At 64.5% G+C, this 245-nt stretch carries 1 pseudogene; it reads right to left on the bottom strand.

The annotated features are described in order from the left end of the window. Positions 1-33 precede the first annotated feature (33 nt). A pseudogene (locus SB659_RS20315) lies at positions 34-245 on the bottom strand (hypothetical protein); the annotation flags it as partial.

The following is a 245-nucleotide window of genomic DNA, read 5'->3' as shown; positions in this document are numbered from 1 at the left end:
GCGCCATCGACCCGGCGCCTGAAGGCTGAGGTTTCAGCTCGACGGCTTGGAAAAATACGGCGCCAATCCGCTCTCCAGGCATAGCGCGTTGAGATCGACCGCGCCCTTGATGCCCGCCACCCTCCCATCGTCGGCGAACTGCCAGAGCGACGAGCGGCTACAATCCGGCCGGTGCGCGATGCTGCGGATCCAGAGGTCGTGGGGCGGGAAGCGGGTTTCGTTGCGGGCGAAATATTGCTCGAAGA

The sequence above is a fragment of the Arthrobacter sp. SIMBA_036 genome (genome assembly GCF_046535135.1).
Lineage (GTDB): Bacteria > Actinomycetota > Actinomycetes > Actinomycetales > Micrococcaceae > Arthrobacter.
Note: the sequence above shows the minus strand (reverse complement) of the source record. Positions and strands in the feature narration are given on the sequence as shown.